The sequence below is a fragment of the Shimia sp. genome, assembly GCF_049116215.1.
Taxonomy (GTDB): Bacteria; Pseudomonadota; Alphaproteobacteria; order Rhodobacterales; family Rhodobacteraceae; genus Shimia.
In genome coordinates this window covers 26681-50716 of sequence record NZ_JAGDZB010000007.1, presented here as the reverse complement: position 1 = coordinate 50716, position 24036 = coordinate 26681, and the positions used below count along the sequence as shown (strand labels likewise).

At 57.4% G+C, this 24036-nt stretch carries 21 protein-coding genes; 9 read left to right on the top strand and 12 right to left on the bottom strand.

Annotation, left to right across the window (positions count from 1 at the left end; genetic code table 11):
* Positions 1–36: 36 nt before the first annotated feature.
* From iolG to iolD, 5 genes are read right to left on the bottom strand one after another with little or no spacing between them, the layout of a single operon-like run.
* Positions 37–1026: an inositol 2-dehydrogenase gene (gene iolG / locus JXR15_RS18990; RefSeq protein WP_422054770.1), complete on the bottom strand. Its 990-nt coding sequence runs from the start codon at positions 1024–1026 to the stop codon at positions 37–39.
* On the bottom strand, positions 1027–1857 hold the full coding sequence (locus JXR15_RS18985) for a class II fructose-bisphosphate aldolase (protein WP_422054769.1): 831 nt from the start codon (positions 1855–1857) through the stop codon (positions 1027–1029).
* Entirely contained in the window at positions 1854–2711 is an 858-nt protein-coding gene (locus JXR15_RS18980) for a 5-deoxy-glucuronate isomerase (RefSeq protein WP_422054768.1), read from the bottom strand. The genes JXR15_RS18985 and JXR15_RS18980 overlap by 4 nt, the downstream gene beginning before the upstream one ends.
* Before the next feature lie 12 nt (positions 2712–2723).
* Positions 2724–3698: a PfkB family carbohydrate kinase gene (locus JXR15_RS18975; RefSeq protein WP_422054767.1), complete on the bottom strand. Its 975-nt coding sequence runs from the start codon at positions 3696–3698 to the stop codon at positions 2724–2726.
* Positions 3698–5566 (bottom strand): 3D-(3,5/4)-trihydroxycyclohexane-1,2-dione acylhydrolase (decyclizing), encoded by a 1869-nt coding sequence (gene iolD, locus JXR15_RS18970; protein WP_422054766.1) that lies wholly within the window; start codon positions 5564–5566, stop codon positions 3698–3700. The genes JXR15_RS18975 and iolD overlap by 1 nt, the downstream gene beginning before the upstream one ends.
* 132 nt (positions 5567–5698) lie before the next feature.
* Here iolD and JXR15_RS18965 point away from each other — a divergent pair, with 132 nt between their 5' ends.
* The 3 genes from JXR15_RS18965 to JXR15_RS18955 all read left to right on the top strand — a co-directional run bounded on the left by JXR15_RS18965 (position 5699) and on the right by JXR15_RS18955 (position 8928).
* Positions 5699–6802 carry a Gfo/Idh/MocA family protein gene (locus JXR15_RS18965; protein WP_422054765.1) on the top strand — a complete coding sequence of 368 codons (1104 nt, stop codon included), beginning with the start codon at positions 5699–5701 and terminating at the stop codon, positions 6800–6802.
* Positions 6803–6818: 16 nt separating this feature from the next.
* On the top strand, positions 6819–7712 hold the full coding sequence (locus tag JXR15_RS18960) for a TIM barrel protein (protein WP_422054764.1): 894 nt from the start codon (positions 6819–6821) through the stop codon (positions 7710–7712).
* Positions 7713–7794: 82 nt separating this feature from the next.
* Positions 7795–8928, top strand: a complete 1134-nt coding sequence (locus JXR15_RS18955; RefSeq protein ID WP_422054763.1) for a Gfo/Idh/MocA family protein — start codon at positions 7795–7797, stop codon at positions 8926–8928.
* 33 nt (positions 8929–8961) lie between these two features.
* Here the strand turns inward: JXR15_RS18955 and JXR15_RS18950 are convergent, their stop codons facing one another.
* Positions 8962–9960: a LacI family DNA-binding transcriptional regulator gene (locus JXR15_RS18950; RefSeq protein WP_422054762.1), complete on the bottom strand. Its 999-nt coding sequence runs from the start codon at positions 9958–9960 to the stop codon at positions 8962–8964.
* Between the two features lie 184 nt (positions 9961–10144).
* Here JXR15_RS18950 and JXR15_RS18945 point away from each other — a divergent pair, with 184 nt between their 5' ends.
* The 3 genes from JXR15_RS18945 to JXR15_RS18935 all read left to right on the top strand — a co-directional run bounded on the left by JXR15_RS18945 (position 10145) and on the right by JXR15_RS18935 (position 13101).
* Positions 10145–11095 (top strand): sugar ABC transporter substrate-binding protein, encoded by a 951-nt coding sequence (locus JXR15_RS18945; RefSeq protein ID WP_422054761.1) that lies wholly within the window; start codon positions 10145–10147, stop codon positions 11093–11095.
* 91 nt (positions 11096–11186) lie between these two features.
* Entirely contained in the window at positions 11187–12311 is a 1125-nt protein-coding gene (locus tag JXR15_RS18940; protein ID WP_422054760.1) for an ABC transporter permease, read from the top strand.
* A gap of 1 nt (position 12312) precedes the next feature.
* Positions 12313–13101, top strand: coding sequence for an ATP-binding cassette domain-containing protein (locus JXR15_RS18935; protein WP_422054759.1), 789 nt, complete (start codon positions 12313–12315; stop codon positions 13099–13101).
* Between the two features lie 144 nt (positions 13102–13245).
* Here JXR15_RS18935 and JXR15_RS18930 read toward each other — a convergent pair whose 3' ends face one another.
* From JXR15_RS18930 to JXR15_RS18905, 6 genes are read right to left on the bottom strand one after another with little or no spacing between them, the layout of a single operon-like run.
* Complete coding sequence (locus JXR15_RS18930; RefSeq protein ID WP_422054758.1) at positions 13246–14139, bottom strand: DMT family transporter; 894 nt, start codon at positions 14137–14139, stop codon at positions 13246–13248.
* A gap of 17 nt (positions 14140–14156) precedes the next feature.
* Positions 14157–15005, bottom strand: coding sequence for an ABC transporter permease (locus JXR15_RS18925; protein ID WP_422054757.1), 849 nt, complete (start codon positions 15003–15005; stop codon positions 14157–14159).
* A complete protein-coding gene (locus tag JXR15_RS18920) occupies positions 15002–15949 on the bottom strand; it encodes an ABC transporter permease (RefSeq protein WP_422054756.1) in 948 nt (315 codons plus the stop codon). Before JXR15_RS18920 ends, JXR15_RS18925 begins: the two co-directional genes overlap by 4 nt.
* Positions 15946–16728 (bottom strand): ABC transporter ATP-binding protein, encoded by a 783-nt coding sequence (locus tag JXR15_RS18915; protein WP_422054755.1) that lies wholly within the window; start codon positions 16726–16728, stop codon positions 15946–15948. Before JXR15_RS18915 ends, JXR15_RS18920 begins: the two co-directional genes overlap by 4 nt.
* Positions 16715–17485 (bottom strand): dipeptide/oligopeptide/nickel ABC transporter ATP-binding protein, encoded by a 771-nt coding sequence (locus JXR15_RS18910; RefSeq protein WP_422054754.1) that lies wholly within the window; start codon positions 17483–17485, stop codon positions 16715–16717. Before JXR15_RS18910 ends, JXR15_RS18915 begins: the two co-directional genes overlap by 14 nt.
* Before the next feature lie 4 nt (positions 17486–17489).
* Entirely contained in the window at positions 17490–19055 is a 1566-nt protein-coding gene (locus JXR15_RS18905; RefSeq protein WP_422054753.1) for an ABC transporter substrate-binding protein, read from the bottom strand.
* A gap of 345 nt (positions 19056–19400) precedes the next feature.
* Between JXR15_RS18905 and JXR15_RS18900 the strand changes: the two genes are divergently transcribed.
* The 3 genes from JXR15_RS18900 (at position 19401) to JXR15_RS18890 (ending at position 23922) form a co-directional block, all read left to right on the top strand.
* Positions 19401–20825, top strand: a complete 1425-nt coding sequence (locus JXR15_RS18900) for an HlyD family efflux transporter periplasmic adaptor subunit (RefSeq protein WP_422054752.1) — start codon at positions 19401–19403, stop codon at positions 20823–20825.
* Positions 20818–22404, top strand: coding sequence for a glycosyltransferase (locus JXR15_RS18895; protein WP_422054751.1), 1587 nt, complete (start codon positions 20818–20820; stop codon positions 22402–22404). Before JXR15_RS18900 ends, JXR15_RS18895 begins: the two co-directional genes overlap by 8 nt.
* Positions 22405–22506: 102 nt before the next feature.
* Complete coding sequence (locus JXR15_RS18890) at positions 22507–23922, top strand: mannose-1-phosphate guanylyltransferase/mannose-6-phosphate isomerase (RefSeq protein ID WP_422054750.1); 1416 nt, start codon at positions 22507–22509, stop codon at positions 23920–23922.
* Positions 23923–24036: the final 114 nt, after the last annotated feature.

Genomic DNA, 24036 nt, shown 5'->3' with positions numbered 1-24036 from the left:
TGGCTTCTGCGGTTCACTCTGACGATAGGGGAGCGGTTAAGTTAGATCGACCGGCGCGCCGCTTTTCAAGGACTGATCTGCAGCATCCGCCAGTAACTGCGCTTGCAAACCGTCTTCAATGCTTGGTGTCGGTGGCGTGTTGTTCTCCACAGCAGCAACAAAATGCGCCATTTCCGCGCGATAGGCCGCTTCATACCGCTCCAAGAAGAAGTGTTGCACCGGCGCCCGTACGAACCCAGTTTCGGTCGCCATTTCGACCGTTGTCTCGTGCACATTTTCGGCACGCAACATGCCGCGTGACCCGTGCACTTCGATCCGTTGATCGTACCCATAGCTGGCGCGACGCGAGTTGGTGATCTGACAGATTTTGCCGCTGGTTGTGGAGAGCGTGACAGCGGCGGTATCCACGTCACCCGCATTGCCGATTTCTGGATCCACGAGTGCAGACCCGATGGCGTAGACCCGAACGGGGTCCTCTCCCAACAGGAAACGGGCCATGTCCAAGTCGTGGATCATCATGTCGCGGAAAATGCCACCGGAGCTTTTGATGTAGCTGACCGGGGGCGGGGAAGGGTCGCGGGATTGAATGGTGATGATTTCTGTGTCGCCAATCTGGCCTTGCTGCAGGCGGGCCTGCAAGTCGGCAAAGCTTGGGTCAAACCGCCTGTTGAACGCCGTCATGAAGGGCGCACCAGCGGTTTCGACGACGGCTTTGCAGTCGCGAATTCTGTTGGAGGACAAGTCGACAGGTTTTTCACAGAAGATCGCCTTGCCCGCTTTGGCTGCGGCGTGAATGAGGTCGTAGTGGGTGTCGGTGGGCGTGCCAATGACAACTGCGTCGACATCTGAGCTGTTGATAAGCTCCATTGTATCCATGACCGTGGCGTTTGCACGGTTGGCCAAGTCCTGAGCAGGCGCCGGGAAGGCGTCGGCCACGGCTGTTACACTGGCGCCGTCAATCTGTGCAATGGAGCGGGCATGCACCTGGCCGATCCGGCCGCATCCCAATAGTCCGATACGTGTCATCTATGCCCCCTTGAAGCTGCGCAAGACTTGGCGGGTTTTGGCCACCAATGGATCGTGGGTCTCTTTCAGGATCTGCACGCGATCAAAGCGCGTTCGATCGGCGTTCACCGCCGCGCGCATCGCGTCGCCAAACGCCATACGCAATTCTGTTCCAATGTTGAATTTGCAAATCTTGGAGCCGCGCGCCAAGGCTTGCCGTTGCGTGACCGGTACACCGGAGCCGCCATGGATCACCAAAGGCACGTCGGTCAACGCTTGAATGGCGTTGATGCGCTCAACATCCAAACCGCCTTCTTTGTCTTGTTGCAGGTGCACATTCCCGACGGAAATCGCCATGGCCTCAACGCCAGTGTCCCGGGCAAATTGTGCGGCTTCCTCTGGATCGGTTCCCGCTGAGCCTTCGCCGCCAGAGTAGCCGACAAAGCCGATTTCCCCTTCACAGGAGACACCCGCCGCATGGGCCATGTCGGCAATCGCAGCGGTGTCGTCGATATTTTGCGCCAGTGGCGTGCGCGACCCGTCAAACATCACCGAGGTGAAGCCGCTGTCGATCGCAACACGGCATTCCTCTGCTGTGTAACCATGGTCGAGATGCGCGACGACGGGCACGGAGGCGCTTTCCGCGAGATGCGTGAACATCTTTCCCAGCACAGGCAAGGGTGTGTGCTCTCGGCAGGAGGGTCCTGCTTGCAAGATCACAGGCACGTTTTCCGCCTCTGCTGCGGCCACGTAAGCGCGCATGTCTTCCCATCCCAGAGTGACCAATCCGGCCACGGCGTATCCGTCCTTCAGCGCGGGCTGAAGGACTTCTTTCAAGGTCACCAGGGTCATTTGAATTTCGCAACCATATCCATAATGCCAGGTATCGTATGCAGCTGTTCCTCATGGGTTGGCTGGAAATACTGCTTTAGGCTGCGTTGGCTTAGACCACCGAGGATGGTGAAGTAATACATCTGATAACCGGGCAGCGCGGCGCAGGGATGATAGCCTTTGTCGAGCATGATCGTGGAGCCATCCATGATGTGATAGGCATCGCCGGGCTTGTTGTCTTCGCGTTGCAGCATTTGAACGCCGGAGCCGTAGTTTGGCTTGAAGCGGAAGTTGTAGGTTTCGTCGTGGCGGGTTTCGATCATCTCGCCATCTGCGCCCTGACGGTCGGTGTCATGTTTGTGAGACGGGAATCCGGACCATCCGCCTTCACCAACCGTGAAGAGTTCACTGACCAGCAAACGACCGACCTTGTCATGGTGGTGAGCGCCGAGGATGTGCTTGATTTTGCGGTGGGTTTTGGTGTCGTCAGAGCCGTATTGCACTAGGTCAAGATGTGGGACACGCACGTCAAAGGGCTCCAAAACCTTATCGTATTTGGCGCCTGCAATGAAGGTCTCGGTTGCATCGGTTTTGCATGTGATGCGCACCGTCGCCCCAACCGGCACATAGACCCCTTCAGGGTCACCGTCCCAGACATCTTCTGTCCGGTTTCCTAGGTCAGGATAGACCGCACCCTCCACGTCGACATCTACGGTGCCGGTGGCCGGTACAACGCAGGTTTCGTAGCCTGGCACAGCGTATTCAAACACTTCACCACGCTTGAGTTTCACGATGTTGAAGTAGTTCAGCGGTACCAGGTCATGGTTCGCATCAACGATGGGTTTGTTTTTGTTGTCATGGGGCGCAATGTGCATTGGCCTCTCCTTTCAAAGAGTTGGTCCGGAGTGCGAGGACAAAAAGGCCTCAAGCTCGGTGGTTGTGGGCATGGCGTTGGCGCAGCCGGGCTGGGACACCACAATTGAGGCGCAGGCGGAGCCGCGCAGCACGGCGTCGCGGAGGCTGTGGCCTGTGGCGATTGAGGCAAGGAGGCCAGCCATAAAGCTGTCTCCTGCACCGTTGGGTTTGACGGCGGTGACGGGGTAGATGCCGGTGCGGATTTCTTCGCCAGCACTCAGCGTGATGGCGCCTTCATGGCCCATTTTGTAGATCACCAGCTTGCCGCTGGCGGCCAATTCCCGCGCCTTATCGAGGCCTTTTTCAATGCCGCCCGCCATAAAGCCGAATTCTTCATCGTTGCCAACAATCAGATCGCTGGCGTCGCCCGCACGCGAAAGCACGTCAGCGGCCACTTCTGCAGATGGCCAGCTGTAGGGACGGTAGTCGATGTCAAATATCACCGGTAGGCCGGCGGCCTTTGCATTGTCAAAAGCGCGAAAGGTTGCGGACCGCGATGGTTCAGCAGCAAAGACCGTTCCCGCGGTTATGAGCGCCGTGAAAGCGCTGTAGTCAACCGCGTCCATATCCGCGTCTGTGACTTGAAAATCCGCCGCACCGTTGCGGTAGATCACGTTCTGGAAGTCGTCGATACAGCTTTCATAGACCGCCAAAGAGGTGCGGGCCTCACCGCCGACAGAGCGGACGTAGCGCGTGCCAACGCCGTAGTCGTGGAGGCGGTTGATACAAAACCGCCCTACTGCGTCGTCCGAAACGGATGTCACGAGGGATGCCTCCGAGCTAAGCTTCACCAGACCGGCGCAGATGTTTGCAGAGGATCCGCCCAGGTCCGCACGGAAGGTGGTGGCATCCTCGCTTTTTACTCCAATGGGGTCGGCAAACATGTCCATGCCTGCGCGCCCAAAGACCGCAAAGCGATTGCCTTTGATGGCGTCAATCAAGGTCATCACACACCCCGACGCTGTTTGACGCGGCTGGCTTCCCACTCAATATGCGCTTCGCGTACGGAGTCATCTTCGGTGATGTGAGGGGTGCCTACCTCCCACCAAGCATGACCTTCTGTGGTCCAGCCTTCGTAGGGGTCTACGTCCATGACAATGACATAGGTCTTGTCGCTGGCCTTGGCTCGTTTGAAGGCTTCGGCCAACTCCGCTGGGTTCGCCACTTTCTCAGCTGTTGCCCCCATCGAGGCCGCGTGCGCGGTGAAGTCGACGCCAAAGGCCTCTGGAATTGTCGGGCAGTCCTCCAGCAGATTGTTGAAGCTCTCGTTTCCGGTGTTGTTTTGCAGCTTGTTGATTACGGCAAAACCACCGTTATCCAATACAAGCACAATCATCTTTTTCTGGCTCAGCACAGAAGAGTAGATGTCTGAGTTGAGCATCATGTAGGAGCCGTCACCACAGAAGGTGATGGTGTCTTGATCCGGTTCCCGCTCGGCTTGCGCGATGCGCGCGCCCCAGGCGCCTGCAATTTCATAGCCCATGCAGGAAAATCCAAACTCCACGTCCACCGTGCCAACATCCAACGTGCGCCAGTTGGCTGTGACTTCGGCTGGCAAGCCACCCGCGGCCGCCACAACTCGATCTCGTGCATCACACAGCTCGTTCACCACGCCAATCGCTTGTGCATAGGAATTGGGGCGGTTGCCGTGGGAGACGTTGTCAGTCACGTAGGCGTCCCACTTTTTGCGCTCTTCTTGAGCGAGAGTGATCCATTGTGCGGGCGTCTTCATCTCGAGTTCGCTGTCCAGTGCGGCCACTGACAGTTTGGCGTCCCCTACAATCGGCAGGGACATGTGCTTGCACGCATCATGGCGGGCGGCGTTGATCGAAATGAACTGTGCGTCTTGATCAAAGGCAGTCCAGCTGCCGGTGGTGAAGTCTTGCAACCGGGTGCCAACCGCAAGGATCACGTCTGCTTTTTCAGCAATCGCATTTGCGCTGTCTGATCCGGTAACGCCGATAGGGCCGATGTTCAGCGGGTGGGTTGCAAGCATGTTGGCGCGACCGGCGATGGTTTCAACAACCGGAATGCTGTGTTTTTCTGCAAAAACGGTGAGTTCAGTGGCTGCCTGTGAGTATTGAACACCGCCGCCTGCAATGATCATTGGGCGCTTTGCTGTTGCAAGCATTGCCGCTGCATCGGCAATTTCCGCCGCATCTGGAGATTGACGGCGGATGCGGTGGACCTTCTTGGCGAAGAACTTTTCCGGGTAGTCGTAGGTCCATCCCTGCACATCCTGCGGTAATCCCAGGAAGGCTGGACCGCAATCGGCGGGGTCCAACATGGTTGCGAGTGCGTTTGGCAGTGATTGGATCACCTGTGCTGGGTGCGAGATGCGATCCCAGTAGCGCACGACGGGTTTGAACGCGTCGTTCACGCCAAAAGTTGGATCGTTGTAGTTCTCCATCTGCTGCAGTACCGGGTCCGGCAGACGTGTTAGGAAGGTATCCCCGCAGAGCAGCAACATCGGCAGGCGATTTGCGTGTGCCAATCCGGCTGCCGTCAAGAGATTTGCAGTGCCAGGACCCGCCGAGGCCGTGCAGAACATGAAGCGTTGGCGCAACCATTGCTTGGTGTATCCCGCGGCCGCGAATCCCATGCTTTGCTCGTTCTGTCCGCGGTACAGAGGTAGCTCTTCGTGCACGCCGTTCAGGGCTTCGCCCAAGCAGGTCACATTGCCATGGCCAAAGATGCCGAAGCCGCCGCCGCAGACGCGCATTTCCTGCCCGTCAATTTCTATGAACTGATTGGAAAGCCAGCGAATAATTGCCTGCGCCGTGGTGAGGCGGATGGTGGTGTTTTCTGTCGTCATCTTTGCGCGACCCTTCTGGAGCATTTGGCGGAAACTGAGGGTTCCGAACGAATGCGGCTTGCGAGTTTTCGAATCTCAAGATACAAGTTTTGCAACCGGTTGCAAATTGAATTTCAAAAAGGAGGCTGCGCGGTGACTGAGATTGGTATCGGCATTTGTGGCGGCGGATATATGGGCAAGGCCCATGCGGTTGCGATGGCCTCTGTGGGGGCGGTGTTCAACACCGGGCTGCGCCCGCGTCTGGAAATGGTCTGCGCGTCGTCTCACGAGAGTGCGCAGCGGTATCAAAAGGCCTACGGGTTTTTGCGATCGACAGGTGACTGGCGCGCATTGGTGGCTGATCCGAAGGTCGAGGCGGTGGTCATTGCCTCGCCACAGGAGACCCATCGCGAGATTGCTGAGGCTGCTTTTGCATTGGGTAAGCCTGTGCTTTGCGAGAAACCATTGGGCGCGTCGATGGAAGATGGCGCGGCTATGGTGGCTGCTGCAGAGGCTGCAAGTGTCGCCAATATGGTGGGCTTCAACTACGTGCGGACGCCTGCAACGCAGTTTGCGCGCGATTTGATCGCCAATGGTGAGATCGGGGATGTGACCTGGTTTCGCGGCGAACACACTGAAGACTTCTATGCAGACCCGGACACACCGGCCAGTTGGCGGACGCAGGGTATGGCGAATGGCACCATGGGTGACTTGGCGCCGCATATGGTCAATTGCGCGTTGGCGTTGATGGGGCCGATTTCTCAGGTTCTGGGTGAAGTTGAGACCGTTCATACGGAGCGGCCGGGAGGCCGGGTGACCAACGATGACCATGCGCAGATGATGTGCCGGTTTGAGCGTGGCGCCATGGGCCATATGTATTTTTCTCGCGTCGCGACTGGGCGCAAGATGGGCTATGCCTATGAAATTTCTGGTACAAAGGGAGCAATTCGCTTTGACCAGGAAGATCAGAACGCGCTTTGGCTCTATCGCATGGAGGGGCCGGAAGCGACACGGGGGTTTGTGAAAATCCTGACCGGTCCCGCGCATCCTGATTATGAGCCATTCTGCCAGGGACCAGGGCACGGAACGGGCTATCAAGATCAGATCATCATCGAAGCGCGGGATTTCCTGCGGGCGATTGAAACGGGAGAGGCGGTGTTCCCGACCTTCCGTGACGGACATGAGGTGAATCGTGTGATTGCAGCGGCTCTGGCCAGCAATGGCACGAAAACTTGGACAAATATCAACAGCTTCTGACTTTGGAGTGAGCGAAATGAGCATTCGGATTGGCAATGCGCCTTGTTCTTGGGGTGTGGAGTTTGCGGAGGATGACCGCAATCCAACCTGGCAAACCGTTTTAAAACAATGTGCCGAGGCTGGCTATAAGGGCATTGAACTCGGGCCGGTAGGTTTCATGCCGGAGGACCCCGCGGTGCTGGGCGAGGCTTTGGCCGAGCATGATCTGGAGCTGATCGGCGGGGTGGTGTTTCGCGCATATCACGATCCGGACGCGTGGGACGATGTGCTGGATGCCACCCACCGTACCGCAAAAGCGCTTAAGGCGCATGGGGCGCAACATCTTGTTTTGATTGATTCAATCTCTCCGCGCCGGGCGCCTACGGCTGGGCGTTCTGGGGAAGCTGAGCAGATGGATAAGGCGGAATGGGCCGCCTATCGGGATCGAATTGCGGAGACCGCGCGGATCGGGAGTGAAGAGTATGGCCTGACCGTTGGCATCCATGCGCATGCGGCCGGGTTTATGGACTTTGAGCCAGAGTTGGAGCGGCTGCTCAATGAGGTTGATGACAGCATTCTGAAGATCTGCTTTGACACCGGGCACCACAGCTATGCGGGCTTTGACCCTGTGGCCTTTATGAAGAAGCACGTTGGCCGCATTTCCTATATGCATTTCAAGGACATCGACCCAAAGGTGAAGGCCGAAGTGATCACCAATCGCACGGGGTTCTATGATGCCTGCGGGCAAGGAATTTTCTGCAATCTCGGCGACGGGGATGTTGATTTCTCAACGGTGCGACAGGTGCTTTTGGATGCCGGTTTTGAAGGCTGGTGCACGGTTGAGCAAGACTGCGATCCACTTCTGGACCCGGATCCTGTGGGCGATGCGCGCAAGAACCGCGAGTACTTGGAAGCCATCGGATTCAGCTAAATCTGGACGTCGGTATTGCGTCTGTATCACGACTGTATTGCGGAGGTGCCGAATTGCGGGTGCCTAAGGAGGAATGAGAGCCATGACCAAGTTGAAATGGGGCATGATTGGCGGCGGCGAAGGCAGCCAGATTGGGCCAGCTCACAGGCTGGGTGCGCTCGCTGATGGGCGATTTGAATTTGCTGCCGGGGCGTTGGATCATCGCCCGGACGTGGGTAAAGAATATGCACAGCGACTGGGTGTTGCCGCGGATCGCGCCTATGGCGATTGGCAGGAGATGCTGGCCGGAGAGAAAGACCGCAGCGATCGCATCGATCTGGTCACGGTTGCCACTCCAAACTCGACCCACTTTGAGATCACCAAAGCGTTTCTTGAGAACGGTTTCAACGTGCTTTGTGAAAAGCCGATGACCATGACCGTTGAGGAAGGCGAAGAGATCGTCAAGGTCGCGGAGAAAAGCGGCAAGATCTGCGCGGTAAATTACTGTTATTCGGCTTACCCAATGGTGCGTCAGGCGCGTGCGATGGTACGGGCGGGTGAAATTGGCAAGGTCCGTTTGGTGGTCACAAACTTCAGCCATGGCCACCACGGCGATGCAACCGACGCGGATAATCCGCGTGTGCGTTGGCGCTATGATCCGGCGATGGCCGGTGTGTCTGGGCAGTTTGCGGACTGTGGCATCCATGCGATGCACATGGCCGGTTTCATTGCTGATGATGAGGTTGAAAGCCTGTCCGCCGATTTTGCCTCCACAATCGCCAGCCGTGAGTTGGAAGATGACGCCATGGTCAATTTCCGCATGAGTGGCGGCACGGTAGGCAGGCTCTGGACGTCCTCTGTGGCTATCGGGCGGCAGCACGGGTTTGATATTCAGGTGTTTGGTGAGACCGGCGGTCTGCGCTGGGCCTCCGAGCAGCCAAACCAGTTGATCTACACGCCCGTAGGTGGACGCACGCAGATCATCGAAAAAGGTGAGGGTGGTCTGCATGAAGATGCGCAGCGATTGAGCCGCGTGGCGATTGCGCACCCCGAGGGTTTCCCGCTGGCGGTGGCCAATATCTACTGCGATTTGGCGGATGCCATTTCCGGCGAAGTGCGTGATGGGTTGCCAAATGCCGCGGATGGCGTGCGGTCGATGGCGGCGGTCTACACGGCGGTGGTTTCCGCGAAAGATGGTGGTGCGTGGATGGACGCGCGGCCACCTATGTTCCGCTGACGGAACGCTGAGGCCGCACCGATTGGTGTGGCCTCACGCCTCTGCCTTTAAGGTGCCGCGCTCCACTATGGAGCACGGGAAAATCCGCGTTTCAGGATAGCGCCCCGGGTCGTCCAGCATCGCCACCATCAGTTCAATCGAACTGGTCACGATCTGACGGATTGGTTGGTGGATCGTGGTCAGGTTGATGTTTTCCCACTGCGCCATTTCCATGTCGTTAAGGCCAATGAGGCCAATGTCGTCGGGGCAGGAGAGACCGCTGTCGTGAATGGCGGACAGCGCGCCAATGGAAAGAACATCATCGCCGCAGAAGTAAGCCTGTGCAGGGCTGTTTTTGAGTAATCTGAGCATTTCACGACGCCCGGCATCAAAAGAATAGGCGTCAGCAAAGGAATAGCTGGCCTTGATGCCCGGGTGGGCTGACATCTCTGACATAAAGCCTGTGTAGCGGTCTTGGGTCGAGGTGGCGCCTTCCGGCCCCCCCATGAAACCAACATGTGAGTACCCGCGTCCAATAAGTTCGCGGGTGGCCATGCGGCCACATTCGACGTTGTCGATCCCAACGACGTGGACCTGCGGCGCCGATGAGGCCCGTCCAAAAGAGTGCACCACAGGAACACCCGCATCACGAAAGGCCTTGGCAAATCCTGGGGGAAGCGTGGAGGACGCGACCACAACGCCGTCCACGGAATATTGGCGCAACATGCGGACCGAGTTTTCCGGATCGGTCTCGTCGGTGAGGTTCACCAGCAAGGGGCGCAGTCCCCGGTCCTGTAATCCGCGGGTGAACAGGTCAAAGACTTCCAGAAAAATTGGGTTGTGAAAGTTGTTGGACACAAGGCCGATCAGTTTGGTGCGTCCGGTGGTGAGAGAAGAGGCTAGGGCGTTTGGACTGTAACCCAGCTCCTTGGCAGCCTTTTCGACTTTACGCCGCATCTTGTCGGAAACAGAGGCGCCGTCAGTGAAGGTGCGCGATACGGCTGATCGTGAAACGCCTGCGCGTTCTGCAACCTCTTTCAAAGTGACGGCCATTTTTTGTCGGTCCTTAGCTCTTTATTACTGCTTGTTTACAAGGTTTTTTCAATAAGTGCAGCATGAAACGGTGTCGGCATTTTTGCAACCGGTTGCAAAATGTGTTGGAGTGTGTTTTAAATTGAGTCGGAGAGGCGGGATCAGCCGCCCACGTGCCATGAAGACGTGATTTTGGGAGGAAAACATGACGTCAATTACAAAGAAGCTGGCTCTGGCCGCTGCCGTGGTGGCAGCACCATTTGCCGTGGCAACTTCGGCAGTGGCCGAAGGTGAGAAATATGTTCTCGTCAGCCATGCACCGGACAGCGACAGCTGGTGGAACACAATCAAAAACGGCATCGCGCTTGCGGGCGATCAGATGGGTGTTGAGGTTGAATACCGCAACCCGCCAACCGGTGATCTCGCCGACATGGCGCGCATCATCGAGCAGGCGGCGGCCTCCGGTCCAAACGGCATCATCACCACCCTGTCTGATTATGATGTTCTGTCCGGCCCGATCAGAGCGGCCGTGGACAGCGGTGTCGACGTGATTATCATGAACTCTGGCACACCAGATCAGGCACGCGAAGTTGGCGCGCTGATGTATGTGGGCCAGCCTGAGTATGACGCGGGTTATGCGGCGGGTGTACGGGCCAAAGGTGACGGTGTGGGCAGCTTCCTCTGCGTGAACCACTACATCTCTTCCCCGTCTTCTACCGAGCGCTGCCAGGGCTTTGCAGATGGTCTGGGCGTGGATCTGGGCAACCAGATGATCGACAGTGGCCAAGACCCTGCAGAGATTAAGAACCGCGTTCTGGCGTATCTGAATTCCAACCCGGAAACCGACGCAATCCTGACGCTTGGCCCAACATCTGCCGACCCAACTCTGTTGGCGCTGGATGAAAACGGTATGGCGGGTGACATCTACTTTGGTACTTTTGACCTCGGCGAAGAGATCGTGAAGGGCATTAAGGCCGGCGTGATCAACTGGGGCATCGACCAGCAGCCGTTCCTGCAGGCCTATCTGCCGGTTGTGGTGCTCACCAACTACCACCGCTATGGCGTTCTGCCGGGCAACAACATCAACTCCGGTCCTGGTTTTGTAACCGCAGACGGCCTGGAGAAAGTTGAAGAGTTCGCAGGCGAATACCGCTAAGCGTCACTCACTTCGCGCGGGGCGCTTGCAATAGCGCCCCGCGCACTCTGTACTGCAAATCCTACAATTCAGATCAAATGGGAGATGTCGCATGACAAGCGCGACGCAACCCACGGCCAATTCCGACGAACGCGTTAAGGAAATCTCCAGTTTCCGCAATGCACTGATCCGCCCAGAGCTGGGCGGGATTGTCGGCACCATCGCCGTGTTCACTTTTTTCCTACTGTTCGCTTTTGACAGTGGCATGTTCAACAGCCAGGGCATCATGAACTGGAGCCAGATCTCGGCGCAATTCATGATTATTGCTGTCGGGGCCTGTCTGCTGATGATCGCAGGGGAGTTTGATCTCTCGGTTGGCTCGATGATCGGTTTCGCGGGCATGTTGATTGCGATTTTCAGCGTTACGCTTGGCTGGCCGGTCTGGCTCGCGATCATTGTCACCTTTGTGATTGCAGTGTCGATTGGCGCGTTGAACGGGTTCATTGTGGTGCGCACGGGGCTGCCGAGCTTTATTGTGACCTTGGCCTTCCTGTTTATCCTACGCGGCTTTGCGATCTACCTGCCGCAGACCATCGAGCGCAAAACCATCATTGGCGGCGTGAGCGATGTTGCCGAGGGAGACTGGTTGGCTCCGGTCTTTGGTGGCAAAATTTTCACAGGATTTTTCCAGTGGATGGGCGACAACGGCATCATCGCGGTGTTCGAGCGCGGCACCCGTAAAGGTCAGCCAGTGGTCGAGGGTTTGCCGATGCTGATCGTCTGGGCGATCGTATTGGTGATTGTCGGGCATATCATTCTGACCAAGACCAAATTTGGCAACTGGATCTATGCGTCTGGTGGCGATGCAGAAGCCGCTCGGAACTCCGGCGTGCCGGTGAACAAGGTCAAAATCCTGATGTTCATGTGTACCGCCTTCTGCGCCACGGTTTTTGCGGTGTGTCAGGTCATGGAGTTTGGCTCTGCCGGTGCAGACCGCGGCTTGCTCAAGGAATTTGAAGCGATCATTGCAGTGGTCATCGGTGGCGCGCTGCTGACCGGTGGATACGGATCTGTCATCGGGGCCGCGCTAGGGGCTTTGATCTTCGGCGTGGTGCAACAGGGATTGTTCTTCGCCGGTGTCGAAAGCTCTCTGTTCCGCGTGTTCCTGGGGGTGATCCTGCTTGGAGCGGTGATCCTGAACACCTACATCCGTCGCATCATCACAGGGGAGCGTTGATATGAACCCTGAACATGCTCCCATCATCCAGATGAAAAACATCGAGAAACACTTTGGCCGCGTGATCGCATTGGCTGGTGTTTCGGTCGATATCTTCCCCGGTGAATGTCACTGTCTGCTTGGTGATAACGGCGCGGGCAAGTCGACCTTCATCAAAACCATGTCCGGTGTGCATAAGCCGACCAAAGGTGAAATCCTGTTTGAAGGTCAGCAGATGCATTTTGCCGATCCGCGTGATGCGATTTCTGCCGGGATCGCGACGGTGCACCAACACCTGGCCATGATCCCATTGATGTCGGTGAGCCGAAACTTCTTCATGGGCAACGAGCCGGTGAAGAAGATTGGTCCGATGAACTTCTTCGATCACGACTACGCCAATAATGTCACGATGGATGAAATGCGCAAAATGGGCATCAACCTTCGCGGCCCGGATCAGGCGGTTGGTACTTTGTCAGGCGGTGAGCGGCAAACTGTGGCCATCGCACGTGCGGTCCACTTTGGGGCCAAAGTGCTCATTCTGGACGAACCAACATCCGCTCTTGGTGTGCGTCAGACCGCAAATGTTTTGGCGACCATCGACAAGGTGCGCAAACAGGGTGTGGCTGTGGTATTTATCACTCACAATGTGCGTCACGCCATGGCCGTGGGGGACCGGTTCACAGTTTTGAACCGAGGCCAAACGCTGGGTACGTCTCAACGCGGTCAAATCACTCCTGATGAGCTGCAAGACATGATGGCTGGCGGACAAGAATTGGTGGCGCTGGAAGGCAGTCTGGGCGGTACCGTTTAATAGGCTCGTTTGGTTTGCCGCGGCTCAACATCCTAAAAAAGACAGCCCCTTCCAACAGTGTTGGAAGGGGCTTTGATTTGATAGTGAGTAAAGCGCGCCTTGGTGCTGGGATTACTTACAGTCAGGTTAGTTTGACCATGCTGCTCAGCCAGCTCTGTTGGTTTGCCTTCTAAAAATGAGCTTTCCTTCTGTGACATTCAGCCAAAGTGCCGCAATAATGAGGGCCGTAGACAAGTAAAATGCGGCTTCGGGGACGATCTGAAACAGCGTGAGGTCTGCCAACACGGCAAACACCAGCGACAAATATTCAAACGGGGCCAGTTTGGAGACTTCGCTGTGCTGTAAGGCTAATGTCATCATGATGTGCGCCACGCCGCCAGACAGACCCGCACCGCAGAGCCAGACCCAGGCCATTGGTGTTGGAGCAGACCAGCCCCAGAACACCGTTGCCAGCCCGGCAACCGAGCAGGTCGCGGCAAAATAGAAGGCGATGGCACCCGCGTTTTCGGTTTGGGCCAGGCTGCGGATTTGCACTTTGGCGCCAGCGGTGAAGATGGCCATTGTTAAGGCCAGTCCAGCACCGATGAGATAAGACGTATCCACAGTGGTCGCGGAGGCTTGTGGGACAACCAATACCAACATGCCCAAGAATCCGAGCGCTACGGCGCCCCAACGGGCAGGTGTCATTTGTTCGCCAAGGAACATTTGTGCCAGGATCACCGCCAAGATCGGCGCGAGGTATCCGATGATTGAGGCGTGCGCGAGGGGAAGGTATTCCAACGAGGCAAAGGAGGCGAATAGCGCAGCGCAGCCCAATAAGCAGCGTAGGATATGCCCAAGCGGGCGTTTGGTGCGCAGCCCGCCGGGGAAGTCGCCTGTCCACATGAGGAACAGCACCAATGGCACCAAGGCCACCGCGCTGCGGAAAAAGACAATTTGCCCTAGCGGGACTGTGCCTGACAAAAACTTCACGCAGACAACCATCAACGTGAAAAACAACGTGGCGCCAATGCGCAGCGCAATGCCTGTCGTATCCATAGCGAGCTCTTTTTAGGTTAGGTTTTGCCTGCCATGAGATCGCGCAAACGGTCTCCGGTGAGGTTGATCGCCATCACCGCTAACAAAACGGCGAGGCCCGGGAAAATCATGATGTGCGGTGCGGTTTGCATGTAGGCTTTGCCATCCAAAAGCATGGCGCCCCACTCGGCTGAGGGCGGTTGTACGCCAAATCCAAGGAAGCTCAAGCCGGAGACGGACAAAATGGTGCGCGACCAACTGTTTGTCCAAAGCACCAATAGGGATGGCAGGATATTGGGCAATAGGTGCCGCCACAGGATCAGCGGGCTGCTCAGCCCATTCAAACGCGCCTGAGTGATGAAATCGCTGTCGCCAAGGCTGAGTGTCAGCGCGCGGGCGAGGCGGGCAAACTTCATCCAGCTGACCATCATCAGCGCGATCACAAGGTTGGTGGTGCTGGGACCAAACAAGCCCGCGAAGGTCACCGCCGCGATCAACTCGGGAAACGCAAAGAAGCTGTCGGTCACGCGCATCACGGCAAAGTCGCCCGCCGGGCCAGAGCGGGCGGCAAAGATGCCAACCAGCGTGCCGACCACAAATCCTGTCAGTGAGATGGCAAGTGACAGCCCCAAAGACCAGCCAGCACCGTAGAGCAATCGCGTTGCGATGTCGCGTCCGAGGTGGTCTGTGCCTGCCCAATGTGCTGCGCTTGGCGGGGCCAGGCGGTCTAAGAAGTCGGCTGCGGCAGGTTCATAGGGTGTCAACCAAAGGGAGAGACTCCACAGGCCAAGAAGGATGAAAGCTGCAAAGGCAACGCGCCTTTTGAAGCGACGCAATGGGTCCAGGGTTTCTCTGCTGGAGATGGCAAAAGTTCGGCTCATGCTCATGATGCTTTCACCTTCTTCAAATTCCGTGGGTCACAGAGGTGTTGAACCCCATCAATCATGGAGTTGATGACCACATAAGCGGTGGCAAAAAACATCACGAGGAACATCACAACAGGCAGATCGCGCGACAGCACCGCGCCTGCCAGGACAGAACCAAGACCAGAGCGGGAAAACGTCAGTTCCACGATGATGGCGCCTTCGAGCAGGCTGGCCATATCCAGACCAATCATCGTGAGCGCGGGAACAAAGGAGTGTCGCAGGACATGGCGGGAAAAAATCTCCCGCTCCGGAATGCCACGCAAGCGCAGGGTTTCGATGAAAGGTTGGTCGTAAGCTTCCAGCATGAATGTGCGCAGAAGGCGGGTTTGCGAGGCCATGACCCAAAAGGCCAGCGTCGCAGCGGGCAGGATCAGATGCGCAAGAGTGCCCGTGCCATAGGCGGGCAGCCAGCCGAGGTGCACGGACACGCCCAGAATAAGCAGCAAAGCAAGCCAGTAGCTGGGCATCGCGGCGCCAATGGAAGAGATGATCACCGCGCCGCGATCCCAAATGGTGTTTGGATAGCGAACCGCAACAGCGGACAACAAGAAGGCCGCAGCGAGCCCAATGGCCAAAGAGGTCAGCGTGAGCGTGACCGTCTCACCAAGGTTGTCGACAAAGATCACCCAAACCGAGGTGCGTGATGAGTAAGAGATGCCAAAATCTCCGCGCAACACGTCTGCCAGCCAATGGGTGTATTGGGAAAAGAACGGCGCATCGAGGTTGAACTCCTCGCGGATGCCCTGAAGCACCTCGGGCGCGATGCCAAAATCACCCGGGTAGCGGGCATGGGCAATCGCCTCCGCTTTGTCGCCGGGGGCGAAGTAACTGAGGGTGAACGTGATCAGGGTGATCCCGAACAGAACCGCCAACAGGCCGCCAAATCGAATAAGTAGCGTTTTCATGCGGCGGCCTCCGGTAGTGCGCCGAGGCTTTGCGCAGCAGCGACCAAGTCTTTGGCATAGTCACTTTGCGGGTTCGCAAAAAATGCCGTGCGCGCTTGATACGCCGAGACGGTGCCTTCGCGCAGCAGCAGCACTTTTTCGGCATAGGCAGCGGCAAATCCAAGATCGTGTGTGACGGCGATGTAGGTGGTGTTTGTGGCCCGGCGCAGGCTTTCCATTCTTTGGGCAATCTTTTTCTGTACTAAGGCATCCAGCGCGCTGAGCGGCTCGTCAAAGAAGATCAGTTTCGGCCGCGCAATCAGCGCGCGGGCCAAACACGCCCGTTGCGCCTGTCCCAAAGACACTTGGGACGGGAGACGGTCGTAGAAATCTGATGTCAGCTCGACGTCATCCAATGCCGAGAGCACACGTTTGCTCAGGTGGTCCCTTGATAGTTTTTCCCTGTGAATACTCTCTGCAATGGACCGTCCAAGGGTTTGGCGCGGGTTCAACGCGGCGAGTGGATCTTGCATTACCCACCGGGCTTGAGCCAATCCCAGCCCGGAAGGAACTGCCCCACAAACCTCGGTGCTGGAGGGAGCATAGGTGAAGCGATCACAGTGTGCGGGCATCATGCCTTGCAGGGCTTTGACCAACGTGGATTTGCCCGCGCCGCTTTCCCCGACGATGCAGAGCATCTCGCCTTCGCGCAGGTCAAAGGACACACCGGAAAGAAGCTGTTTGTCGCCCACAGACACTTGCAAGTTGGATACGGAAATCAGCGGCTTATTCTGCTGCACGGCACAGGTCCTCGGAGGTGGTTTGCCAATGGCGATGCGCTACTAGGTCTTTTGTGTAGGTGGCTTGGGGCTGGGACAGCAGGGCTTCAGTTGCGCCGGTTTCCACAAGACGCCCTTCTGCCATCACTGCGATGTGGCTGGCAAATTGGGCGGCCATGCCAAGATCATGGGTCACCATCAAAACAGAGATCCCCTGTACCTTCGCAATTTGACGCACCTCTTCCAGAACCTGCGCAGCGATCAGCGGATCCAAGGCGGAGGTGGGCTCATCCAAAATCAACAGCTTGGGCTGCTCAATTAATGCCATAGCCAGCAGCAGGCGTTGCTGCATGCCACGGCTCCATTGATGCGGGAAGCTTTCATCCAGCGGAGGTAAGCCAAGGGATGTGATCACTGTGTCTTGCTCCGCGACGCTTAACGGCGATTTCCGTTTGGCGACCTGCCGCCACTGCCAGCCGAGCCGCCGCAAGGGATCAAACCCATGTGCGGGGCTTTGCGGAACCAGGGCGGTCCCTTTGCGATCCGGCACGAAGTGCGCGGTGCAATTCCAGTGTTGCCCATCAAAGGTGATATGCCCCGCCGAGGGGCGCGCAGGTTTGCGCAGGCCCATGATCAACCGCAGTAAAGTCGATTTACCCGCGCCGGAGCCGCCAACAACGGCCAGCCAATCACCTTCGTTAAGCGCGAGATTGATGTCATGCAGGACACCCTGCCTGCCAATCGCGGCAGACAGGGCATCAATTGTCAAAAGCGCCATGGGCTCACTTGGCAATCGCCAGCTCCGGTGAGGCAAAATAAGTCTCTGCCGGGTGGATTTGGTAGCCTTCCACTTTACCGTTGCCCACGGACACCTGCGTTTTGTGGAACACGGGGATCACTGGCAAGTCACGGTTGATGATCTCCTGTACCTCCGCGTAGATCGGCTGCCGTTCTTCAGTGGTGAAAAGGCTGCGGCCTTTTTCCAAGAGCGCGTCCAGCTCCGGGTTGGAGTAGCCGGACACGTTGTAGCTTGCACCGGTCGCAACCAGCGTGCTTGGGAAATAGTCCGGGTCTCCTTGTGGTGCGGAGCCCCAGGCCTGCAAATGCAGATCGATCTCACCGGCTTTCAGCGCATCATTGTTTGCGCCAAACTCCCCCATGGCGATCTCTGCACCCAGGCCGATCTGTTGCAACAACACTTGAGAGATCTCCAAGGTTGGACGCAGGGCCGCGCGCCCTTCGTAGCTGCGCAGTTTCAGCACCACGTCCTTGCCATGCAGTTCGCGAATGCCGTTGCCATCGGTGTCCACGATGCCAGCCTCGTCCAGGATGTCAGCCGCCTTGGGGGGATCGTAGGGCAGAGACAGGTCTGCGTTGGCCCATGACGCCATGTTGGCTGGGAAGAGTGCGTTTGCCGGGGAGCCGCCCACACCAACAAGCGCAGCGGCGACGATGGTTTCACGGTCCAGCCCAAGCGACACGGCTTCGCGCAGCGCGGGGTTTGCCAATGGGCCATCGGTCATGTTGGGTTGGAAAAAGAATAGACGGGTTGTGGCGCCCGCAAATAACTGTCCTTCGCCACTTTCTTTCAGTTTTGCGAAATCCGGCTCTGGGTAGTTGGTGACTAGATCCACATCACCGGCCTGAAGTGCTAATGCTGCCACAGACGGATCAGTAATCGCGTCGATCTTTAGCTTGTCCAATTTGGGTGCGCCGCCCCAATAGTCGGCAAAACCTTTCACCTCATACGATTTCTCGGCCTCGGCCTTCACAAACACAAACGGACCCGTACCGATCAAAGGCAACGCGTCGGTGCCTTCTTTCATCACAGCCGCAGATGGCTCGGTCAGGGACCACAGGAATGCGGAGTTCGGCTCTTTGGTGTGGAAGATCAGCGTTTTGTCGTCAGGGGTCTGAATGTGGGCAATGCCCAGCAGTTTGGACAGGCGCGGATTGTGAGCCGCATGGCCTTCAATGTCCAGTTTGGCAAAGGAGTCTTTCACGGATTGTGCGGTGACGGGGGTGCCATCGTGGAACGTCACGCCGTCACGCAGTGTGAGCTGCCATTCTGTCGGAGACAGGTTTTCATAAGACACAGCGAGGCGCGGCTGCATCGACATGTCATAGCCCAGGCCAATCAGGGTTTCAGACACACCGGCGCGGTTGCTCAGCCAGCCGTTTTGACGGGCGCGCGGATCAGGAATGCTGCTTTTCGGGCCAAATGGCGCAGCAACAACCATGGTGTCTTCTGCTGCAAGCTGGGTGGCGGAAAGGGAGGCAATGGATGTGGCAATTGCCAAAAGAGATACAGACAAAGACCGGCCAAATTTCGGCGATACAATCGACATTATGGAGTTCCCTTGAACCAAGTTTATGATGAAATTCGCCCTATAGTATATGTTATATCATATCAATAATAATCTGACTGTTTGCGTGGGATTTACTCTTCTGGCTGTTTGAAAGTTGGGGTGAATGCTTCGTTGGGTGCTTGAGCACCTGAACATGTGAAAACGGGCGGTCGCGCTTGTGTGCCCGCAAACTATACCAATGACTGCCCCATGCGGGGTCGAAACACCGGCGGTCTATCCTTTGGGTTAGTTGATTTCTCTTTAGATCGACGTTCCATACAGCCGCGCGGGCGCTGGGCTGCACGCTTGGCGCTAGTTTGATCTTGAACATCAATCGAGGTCGCTGTGAAAATTCGACACCAACCTGCTGGCTCTGACATGAGCTGGACCGTGCAAGCCCCGCTGACGTTTGAAACGCCAGCAGGAGAGGCTGTGCGGATTGAGGCGTGGTCGCTGGCAGGGTTGCACTGGCCAGAAGAGGCTGGGGAGTGTCCCCAGACTGGCGTGTTGAGCGTGCCGTTTCAGGGGGTGGATGTGCGTTTCCCTGTGCGGTTGACCCAATCAAGCGATGACAATCTGTCCGAATTTGAAGGTTTGAGTGGGCGCCAGAGGGAAACTCTCGCGTTGTTCTATCGCGCGTTGCTGTCTGGTCAAATGGCTAGCAGCGGGGATGTGATTACCAGTTTGGACACGCCGGTCGACCTTGTCCCGATGAGCGAGACCGAAGAAGAGAAAGAGGCCAGTATCAAAGGACGTTGGCCCACGCCAATCCGCGTGGCGCTGCATGTTTTGATTTACAGCGTGATCGCCCTGACGGTGGCCACCGTTCTTGGCGCGTCTGTGTTTAACAGCGTCACCCGCATCAATGTGCAACATGGGCGGGTGGTGGCGCCAATCGCGGAACAGCTGCCTGCCAGCGAAGGTTACGTGAAGTCGATCTCTGTGGAACCGGGCGAGGCCGTGGTCGCTGGGCAAGTCCTGGTGCGGCTGAAAGACCCTCTGGCTGAGGGCAAGTTGGACCTGGCGCGAGCGAAGCTGGCACAGGAGCAAAACGAGCTGCTTCAGATCACCGGAACGCTCGAAGCGCTCACGGCCTATCACACGGTTGCTGCGGCGGAGGTGCGGGCGGCGGCAGTGGGGCAGGCTTATGCGCGGTTTGTTGGGGATCGTGGCTTTGACACCCTATGGGACCGTTGGAAGGCGATGCTGGCGAAAAACCCGCAGGCGGCCATTGCGCTGGACCCGTTTCAGTTTGCCGTGACCCGCCTGAGAGAGGTGGAGGCCGCGCAATTGGCCAAAGTGCGCGGTTTGCGGGCAACGCGGGATGCGCACAAAGCCGCGATCTCGCTCAGTCACGTACGCGCGCCCTCTGATGGTGTGGTGCATGAGGTTCTGGTGCGCAAGGGTCAGCCCTATGATCATGATGACATGGCTGTGGTGTTTGAAGGCGATACGCCGCGCGTGGCACAGGGCTGGGTCAGCGAGCGCTTTGCGGAAACGATCTTTGTTGGCATGCCCGCCAGCATTGGGATCAACGCGATGGGGCAGAAGCAGTCTTTGCCGGGCGTGGTGACGGATGTTCAGGCCGGTGCGGATCCCCGTCGACCGGGTGAGTTTGGCATCATCGTCACCGTTACGCCGCGCGACCTGAATGCGGCGGACACCAAAGTGGCCCTGCGCCGCGATGCCCCGGTCAACCTCGAGGTACGTCGCCCCTGGGCGCAGCGGCTGATTGACCGCGTCAAAACACTGTGGTCGTCCGATGTATGAACCAGAGTCCGAATATGCCTTTGACAAAGATCTGACAAACCGGTTGCGGGACCTGCAGACACCAATAAAACCTTATTGGGCACGATGGTCTCTCCCGCATGTGCTGGCACTTTTGGCAGTGATCACGGCCTTTTATTGGCTGCTCGCCAATGTGCCCAACCGGTTCCTTGATCCAAATGCAGGCCATATCACGGTGGTGCTTGGGACTTTGGGTTTGTGGCGGTTTGGCTGGTGGTTCACCCACTCCATCCGCGCGATGATCTATGCCCGTTTCAAATGGCCCGGCATGCGCCAACAGGCGGATGCGCTTTGGGAGGCGGGCTGGCGCCCCAAGCGGCTGCATATCCAGATGACCACCTATTACGAAGAGCCTTCGATCACCAAACGGGTGATCGGCTCCATTCTGGGCCAAATCCGGCGTGAACGTATCCCCACCACGCTCTATATCGGCACCGGCAGCGCCTATGACGAAATGATCATCCGGGAGTTTGTGGAGACGTACGCGCAGGACATCCCCGATGATCTCGCCGAACTGGTGTTCATCCGCCAAAACCAGCCCGGCAAGCGCATGGCCATCGGCCTGATCCTGCGCGCAATCAGCCGCACGGCAGCCGATCCCGAAGACATGGTGATCTTCATGGATGGGGATGCCTTGTTTGGGGACGACGTGCTCAAGAAAACATTGTCGATGTTTGCCTATGACCCAGAGTTGCAGGCGCTCACCACCGATGAAGAGGTGATCTGTTACGGTCCGCAGTGGATCGCAAAATGGCTCGACATGCGGTTTGCCCAACGTCGACTGGCGATGCAGAGCCACGCCTTGTCCAATCGTGTTCTCACATTGACCGGTCGCATGAGCGTGTTTCGTGCACGCCATATCGTGGACCCGAAGTTCATCCGCACCATTGAGGCTGATCACTTGAACCACTGGCTTTGGGGCCGGTTCCGCTTCTTGTCTGGGGATGACAAGTCAACCTGGTACCGCTTGCTGAGTGTGGGCGCGAAGATGACCTATGTGCCGGATGCCACGGTCTACACCATTGAGGTGATCAAAGAGAACGGGCTGATGCGGATGATCCAGAACTTCCGCCGCTGGTCTGGCAACATGCTGCGCAATGGCAGCCGCGCCATCGCGCTGGGCCCGCGCCGGATGCCGTTTTTCATTTGGTGGTGTGTGGTGGATCAGCGCCTCGCCATGTGGACGATGATGGTCAGCCCAATCATGGCCGTGCTGGGCAGCATGATCGCGCCCGGATATTTCTGGAATTGCCTGATCTGGGTGTTGTTCTCCCGCGTGGTGCTGTGCCTCTTCTTGATCGGCTACAGCCGCCGGGCGGATATGACCTGGCCATTTATTCTTTATCTGAATCAGGTGATTAACGCGTCTGTGAAGATCTACATGATCTTTCACCTGTCCAAACAGAAGTGGTCCAATCGCGGCAACCAAAGCGCCGGTGAAGGCACGAGTGTGCTGGATCGTTTGCGCAATGGGTTCGCGTTGTTCCAATTGGTCACAGCCACGTCGGCCTTTCTCACTCTGTTGATGCTGTATGTGGGGCTCATCGAGCTGCCCTTTTGAGGCGCGGCTATCCTTTTGCGCATCTCCTTACCCCTCCGACAGCCCAATCACCGTCACAGGCGCAGCTAGGCTGATCTCAACACACAACGAAAGGATGTTTTTATGATCACGCCTATCATTCTCGCCGGAGGGTCCGGCACCCGTCTGTGGCCCGTGTCGCGCAAGAGTTTTCCAAAGCAGTTTGCCAATCTGCTTGATGGTCCAAGCCTGTTTCAGCGCACGGTTGATCGAGTTATGGCCCCCGGTTTTGCAGAGCCCACGGTGATCACCGGCGAAGACTACCGCTTCATTGCGCAGAAGCAGATGACGGAGATGCAGGCCACCTGTGGTGCCTTGATTGTGGAGCCTGAGGGCCGCAACACCGCGCCAGCAGTTTTGACCGCCGCTTTGGTGCACAAGGACACGCCTGACAAAGTGCTGCTTGTGGTGCCAAGCGACCACCAGATTACTGACGATCGCACTTTTCGTCAGGTGATTGCAAAGGCAGCGCGTGTTGCACAAAAAGGTCTGATCGTGACTTTGGGTATCAAGCCAGATCACCCTGCGACAGGCTTTGGATATCTGCGTGTCGAGGGCGGCAATGATGACGCTTTGATGATTTCTCAGTTTGCGGAAAAACCTGATGAGGACACTGCCACCGCGATGCTGGAGGAAGGCAACTGGCTGTGGAATTCAGGCATGTTCCTGTTCCGCGTAGATACGGCTCTGAGGGCCTTTGAAGCCCACGCGCCGGACTTGATTGGCCCTACGGAGGCGGCGATGGCGCTGGGTGGGGAAGACCTCGGGTTCACCCGTCTGAACGCCGAGGCCTACAAACGCTGCTCGGATATCTCCTTTGATCATGCGGTCATGGAAAACCTTCAGCAATGCGCAGCGCTGCCGCTCACCTGCGGCTGGTCTGATCTGGGCAGCTGGCAAGCGCTCAAGGATATTGGCGAACCAAACAGCCAAGACACGGTGACTGCCGGCAATGCCACCGCAATTGACTGTGAGGGCAGCTTGCTGAAGTCCGAAAACCCGGATGTGAAGCTCGTGGGGCTGGGCCTCAAAAACATCATGGCCGTTGCCACGGATGATGGCATCCTGATCGCCGATCGCTCTGAAAGCGCAAATGTCGGCCAAGTGGTGGAAACGCTGCGGGCCGAAGGGGCCACTCAAGCGGATGGGTTCAAACGCTGCTACCGCCCATGGGGGTACTACGAAACGCTGTCTCTCGGCCCGCGGTTCCAAGTGAAACGCATCATGGTGGAACCCGGTGCCAAGCTGTCCCTGCAAAGTCATGTGCATCGCGCTGAACATTGGGTGGTGGTCAGCGGCTCCGCCAAAGTCACTGTGAACGACGACGTCAAACTACTGACGGAAAATGAGAGCACCTACATACCGCTTGGCGCGGTGCACCGGTTGGAGAACCCAGGCAAGCTGCCGCTGCATCTGATTGAAGTCCAATCAGGGTGCTACCTCGGTGAAGACGACATCATTCGCTACGAAGACATCTATCACCGCGCCGAAGTTGCCTGATCCCTTCCCTCGGGATCGTTCGCCAGATCATAGCCTGCCCCGCTTGGCGAACGCGACAAACCTGCATGGAACTCCATGCAGGTTTTGTTGTTTTGAGGCTCCAAGAAGGAGGGA

Coding starts and splice junctions, on each gene's coding strand:
- iolG (WP_422054770.1), bottom strand. CDS start 1,026: ATGACACGTATCGGACTATTGGGATGCGGCCGGATCGGCCAGGTGCAT.
- JXR15_RS18985 (WP_422054769.1), bottom strand. CDS start 1,857: ATGACCCTGGTGACCTTGAAAGAAGTCCTTCAGCCCGCGCTGAAGGAC.
- JXR15_RS18980 (WP_422054768.1), bottom strand. CDS start 2,711: ATGCACATTGCGCCCCATGACAACAAAAACAAACCCATCGTTGATGCG.
- JXR15_RS18975 (WP_422054767.1), bottom strand. CDS start 3,698: ATGACCTTGATTGACGCCATCAAAGGCAATCGCTTTGCGGTCTTTGGG.
- iolD (WP_422054766.1), bottom strand. CDS start 5,566: ATGACGACAGAAAACACCACCATCCGCCTCACCACGGCGCAGGCAATT.
- JXR15_RS18960 (WP_422054764.1), top strand. CDS start 6,819: ATGAGCATTCGGATTGGCAATGCGCCTTGTTCTTGGGGTGTGGAGTTT.
- JXR15_RS18955 (WP_422054763.1), top strand. CDS start 7,795: ATGACCAAGTTGAAATGGGGCATGATTGGCGGCGGCGAAGGCAGCCAG.
- JXR15_RS18950 (WP_422054762.1), bottom strand. CDS start 9,960: ATGGCCGTCACTTTGAAAGAGGTTGCAGAACGCGCAGGCGTTTCACGA.
- JXR15_RS18945 (WP_422054761.1), top strand. CDS start 10,145: ATGACGTCAATTACAAAGAAGCTGGCTCTGGCCGCTGCCGTGGTGGCA.
- JXR15_RS18940 (WP_422054760.1), top strand. CDS start 11,187: ATGACAAGCGCGACGCAACCCACGGCCAATTCCGACGAACGCGTTAAG.
- JXR15_RS18935 (WP_422054759.1), top strand. CDS start 12,313: ATGAACCCTGAACATGCTCCCATCATCCAGATGAAAAACATCGAGAAA.
- JXR15_RS18930 (WP_422054758.1), bottom strand. CDS start 14,139: ATGGATACGACAGGCATTGCGCTGCGCATTGGCGCCACGTTGTTTTTC.
- JXR15_RS18925 (WP_422054757.1), bottom strand. CDS start 15,005: ATGAGCATGAGCCGAACTTTTGCCATCTCCAGCAGAGAAACCCTGGAC.
- JXR15_RS18920 (WP_422054756.1), bottom strand. CDS start 15,949: ATGAAAACGCTACTTATTCGATTTGGCGGCCTGTTGGCGGTTCTGTTC.
- JXR15_RS18910 (WP_422054754.1), bottom strand. CDS start 17,485: ATGGCGCTTTTGACAATTGATGCCCTGTCTGCCGCGATTGGCAGGCAG.
- JXR15_RS18905 (WP_422054753.1), bottom strand. CDS start 19,055: ATGTCGATTGTATCGCCGAAATTTGGCCGGTCTTTGTCTGTATCTCTT.
- JXR15_RS18895 (WP_422054751.1), top strand. CDS start 20,818: ATGTATGAACCAGAGTCCGAATATGCCTTTGACAAAGATCTGACAAAC.
- JXR15_RS18890 (WP_422054750.1), top strand. CDS start 22,507: ATGATCACGCCTATCATTCTCGCCGGAGGGTCCGGCACCCGTCTGTGG.